At 67.4% G+C, this 4,108-nt stretch carries 5 protein-coding genes; 3 read left to right on the top strand and 2 right to left on the bottom strand.

The genetic code is table 11. The features are described 5' to 3' along the window. Nucleotides 1–898: DMT family transporter (locus QZT63_RS15160; RefSeq protein WP_290652334.1), on the bottom strand; the 898-nt coding region annotated here is incomplete at its 3' end. A gap of 91 nt (nt 899–989) precedes the next feature. On the opposite strand from QZT63_RS15160, the gene QZT63_RS15155 reads away from it, so the two are divergent. The 3 genes from QZT63_RS15155 to QZT63_RS15145 all read left to right on the top strand — a co-directional run bounded on the left by QZT63_RS15155 (nt 990) and on the right by QZT63_RS15145 (nt 3,736). Then, on the top strand, nt 990–1,679 hold the full coding sequence (locus QZT63_RS15155) for a molecular chaperone DnaJ (RefSeq protein WP_290652333.1): 690 nt from the start codon (nt 990–992) through the stop codon (nt 1,677–1,679). After that, entirely contained in the window at nt 1,676–1,987 is a 312-nt protein-coding gene (locus QZT63_RS15150; RefSeq protein WP_290652332.1) for a hypothetical protein, read from the top strand. The genes QZT63_RS15155 and QZT63_RS15150 overlap by 4 nt, the downstream gene beginning before the upstream one ends. Before the next feature lie 468 nt (nt 1,988–2,455). Then, a complete protein-coding gene (locus tag QZT63_RS15145) occupies nt 2,456–3,736 on the top strand; it encodes a patatin-like phospholipase family protein (RefSeq protein ID WP_290652331.1) in 1,281 nt (426 codons plus the stop codon). A 65-nt stretch (nt 3,737–3,801) separates the two neighbouring features. On the opposite strand, the gene QZT63_RS15140 is transcribed toward QZT63_RS15145, so the two are convergent. Further along, the coding region (locus tag QZT63_RS15140; protein WP_290652330.1) for an aldo/keto reductase at nt 3,802–4,108 on the bottom strand (307 nt) is incomplete at its 5' end.

Genomic DNA, 4,108 nt, shown 5'->3' with positions numbered 1-4,108 from the left:
GCTCCCGGCGCCACTGCAGGCGCAGCCCCAGCCAGGAATGCACCGCCAGCGTCGCCAGCACCAGCCCACCGCCCAGGAGGGTTGCACCCGGCGGCTCCTCCCCGAGGAAGAGCCACACCCAGAACGTCCCCAGTACTGCTTCCACCAGGAAGAACAATGCGACCTCCGCCGAGGGCAGATAGCGGGTGGCCTCGCCCAAGAAGGCCAGGGCGATGGGCATTTGCACCAACCCCATAACCGCAAGCGCCGCCACGCCGGGCGCAGTCACCGCAGTGGGACTGGCGAAAGGAAGCGCCACCAGAGCGGCCATCAAGCCCCCGCAGGCGACAATTGCCAGGCGATCCACCCCCGGTGACCGGCGCAGGATCGTGAAATTGCCGCCCACAACCAGGGCCGCGCCCAGGGCGAAGAGATCGCCCAGCCACCCCCCGAACCCGATGGAGCCGCCGAAGACCAAGGCGATCCCGCCCAGACACACCCCGATAGCCACCCACGTCCGCGGCGCCACCCACTCGCGCAGGAAAATGCCCGAGAACAGCGCCGCGAACAACGGCGCCGCGGTCAGGATCACCACCACGTTGGCCACGCGGGTGTTCATGACCGCGAGCACGAACAAGATGAGCGCCGAGGCGAAACCAAGGCTGGTCAGCCAGCCGGGTGCGCCGGCCTGACGCAGGGCATCCCAGCTCCAGCGCCCGCGCCACACTCGCAGCACCAGTGTCAGGGACACAGCCATGAGTAGGCCGCGCCAGACAATGACCACGGCGCTGTCAGCCATGGCGAGGCGCACGAGCAGGGCATCGAAGCTCAAGGCGACCACACCGATCGCAGCCAGCATGGTGCCGCGACGGTGGTCAATATCACCGCTATGCTGCCGTGTTTGCGCCGTCTCCATCATGGGGACTCAGCCTACGCAGTCCCGGGCGGACTTGCATCCTCTGGGCCCGCCCGCACAATAAGTGCCGTGCACAGGCGCACTCGGAGTGGTCTTGATCCAGTTCATCATTGCCGCCGCCCTGCTCGGCGTGGTCGTTTACACGTTCTTGCCGCCGGAGCGGCGGCGCGCGTGGGGACGTCAGGCGTTGCTGTGGGGCGGCCTGGGCTTCCTGCTGTTGTTGCTGGTCACCGGCCGGCTGCACTGGCTGTTCGCGCTCCTGGCGGGCCTCTACCCCCTCGCCCGCCGACTGCTGCCACTGATCCGGGCCTGGCCCTTGGTCAGGCGCTGGCTGGGCGGGCAATCCGCCGGCGCGGACGGCGATGACAACACCCTGCGGGGTCGGTTGCTGACGCTTCACCTGGGGAACGGCGACATCATTGACGGCGAGATCCATGCGCCACCGTGGAAGGGGCAGCGGCTGAGCACCCTGAACCTCGACGCCCTGCGCGAGCTGCACCAGTACTGCGAGGCGCGTGATCCCGCCTCCGCAGCCCTGCTGCGGGCCTTCCTGGACCGCCGACACGGGCAGTCCTGGCGACCCGGGGGGTCCGCCATGGCGAACGGCGCGGCCATGACACGCGAGGAGGCATGCGCCATTCTCGCCGTCCCCCCGGACGCCGACGCCGCCACCATCACCGCCGCCCACCGCCGCCTGATGCAACGCATGCACCCGGACCGCGGTGGCTCCGATTATCTTGCCAGCCGCATCAACGCGGCCAAGCGCCGGCTACTCGGATCATGAGCAACACCACACCCGTGTGCGCGCTCTGCGGGCGGCCGGAGCGACTGACCCGGCATCACCTCATTCCGCGAACCCGGCACCGCAACCGCCGCACGCGCCAGAATTACAGCCTCGCAGAGCTGCAGACGCGCATCATTCTGGTATGCAGGCCCTGCCATTACCACATCCACCGTGTGTTTACGGAAAAGCAACTGGAACGCGACTACAATTCACTCGAAGCGTTGTGCCACCACCCGGAGATGCAGCGCTTCATCGGCTGGATCGCGACGAAGCCAGTGGGCTTCAAGCCGAAATCGCCCCGACGCTGAACGAAGGCCGTGTCCCCCGAGGCACCAAGAACACCCGCGCCCCAGGCGCCCTGCCTCCAGCCTCAGCCAACAGGCCATCAATCGCTGTGACCGGAGTCAGTAGCCGAATTCCGGGAGAGGCGTTCGACACCCCTCTCCACATTGCGGTGGCCTGCTTGGCGCAATGGCAGTCAATTCATGAACGTGATCTTGTTGCACGGCGACCCTACGGCGTCGAGATCACCGACTGCCAGTGACGGAGGATACAGCGGTGACCATCCGCATCGAGGACTTGGGCGAGCCGGAATTTACTCCGCGCACCATGGCGGGCGGACGATGCCGCCGCTAGGCTGAGGCAATGGCGACCGGCGCCAGCCAGGTAAGTTGCACCGTGCCATTTGAGCGCGCAAGGGCCGGCGGTCTGGGGGACCGGTGGCCCTTTATCTCCGGGCGGTTGAGCCGCCCGCCACACGCGTGCGGAGCGACATAATGCGCGGCAAGTACATCGGTCTGGCCCTGCAGGGGGGCGGCTCCTACGCCGCATTCACGGCGGGCGTGCTCAAGGCGCTGCTGAACAAACGCCGCAATTTTCTGCCGCCGAAGAGCCTCCATTCCATAAGCGGCACCTCCGGCGGTGCTCTCAACGCCATGCTTCTCGGCCAGGCGTTGCACAGCGGCGAGGGTACCCCCACGCGTCACGTCCACCGGCTGTGGCAGATCAACCGCCTCGAATCACACCTGCGCGCCCGCTTCCAAGCCCTCCAGCTGGTGCCCGACGAGGTCATCGCCGCGCTGGTGGGCGTGAGCCGCGAACTCATGAGCGCCAATCCGCAGCTGGCTTCGGCGCTCATGGACAATTCTCATCAGAAGCAGGTGGCGATGGAGCTCATCGATGCCATGGTCCGCGACGCCACCGACGGCCTGCCCCAGGATCTCGAGGAAGACCTCCTGCCGGACCGCCCGCCCTACGTCACCGTGGCGGCGACCGAGGTGCGGCGCGCGACCGCGCACTACTTCACCAGCAACCGGACGATGATCCAGAAGTTCCGCGACTTCGAGATCGCGAGCCACAATGACGTCATCCGGCCGCTGTCCCTGCGCAGCGTCTACGCGTCCATGGCCCATCCCACGGCGTTCAATGCCGTCGAGATCGGCGAGGGAATCTACTGGGACGGCTACTACACCTGCAACCCGCCCTTCGTCTATCTGTTCCGCGAGGGCTGCGACGAGGTGGTCCTGGTGCGCCTGGTCCAACAGCGTCGTGAAGACGTGCCCACGAGCAGCGCGGGCACCCGCGACCGGATCGAGGAGATCGTGCAGAACTCCACCATCAACATGGAGATCCAGGCTTACCTCGCCATGCGCGAGCTAGTCACCTCCAACCGCAGCTTCCGCGAGGGCGCAGAGCTGAAGCTGGCACTGCGTCGGTTCGACGCCTCGGCGATCTACCACGAGATCCGGCTGCTGAAGCCGGGGCAGCTCGCCGATGAGGGCTACCCGTTGAGCCGGTTCGTGGACAAGCTGCTGCGCATGGGGCGCAAGGCGATTACCGACCGCCAGGGCTTCATCGCGGCCTACGAGCAGGCGGCGAAGGGGCTGCAGGTGGTCACGGAGATCGACTTCGAGACCGAGACGGTGCACTCCCGCGTAATCGACATCGACCGGCTGCTCTTCAGTGAAGGGGCGAAGGAGACGGCGATCGCGGAGTTCACCCGGCCCACCCCCCGCGTGCTGCGCTATCTCCGCCGGCTGCGCGATTTGTTCCGGTAATCGCCTCGCGCGCCAAGCTCAGCCGATAGCTTGGCACAGAGATGCATTCTTCCGGGGCCTGGCAGCTAGACGATGGCCAGCGGCCGCCCCGCAGTCGGCGGCGGAAACAGCGCGTCCAGCTCGGCGCGCTGCGCGTCAGTGAGCCAAATCTCGAACGCCGCGCGGTTCTCGAGCATCCGGTCGCTGCGGGAGGTCTTGGGGATCGCGATCACGTCGCCGCAGTCCAGCAGCCACGCGAGCGCCACCTGGGCGGGCGTCATGTCGTGGCGCTGGGCGAACGCCTGCAGCCCGGGCTGGTGCAGCAGCCGCCCCTGGCCGAGCGGGCAGTACGCCATTACCGGAACCCGGTGCTGCCGCAGCCCCGGCTGCGCT

Source organism: Aquisalimonas sp., from assembly GCF_007120195.1.
Taxonomy (GTDB): Bacteria; Pseudomonadota; Gammaproteobacteria; order Nitrococcales; family Aquisalimonadaceae; genus Aquisalimonas.
This window is presented reverse-complemented; position numbering and strand designations above follow the sequence as displayed.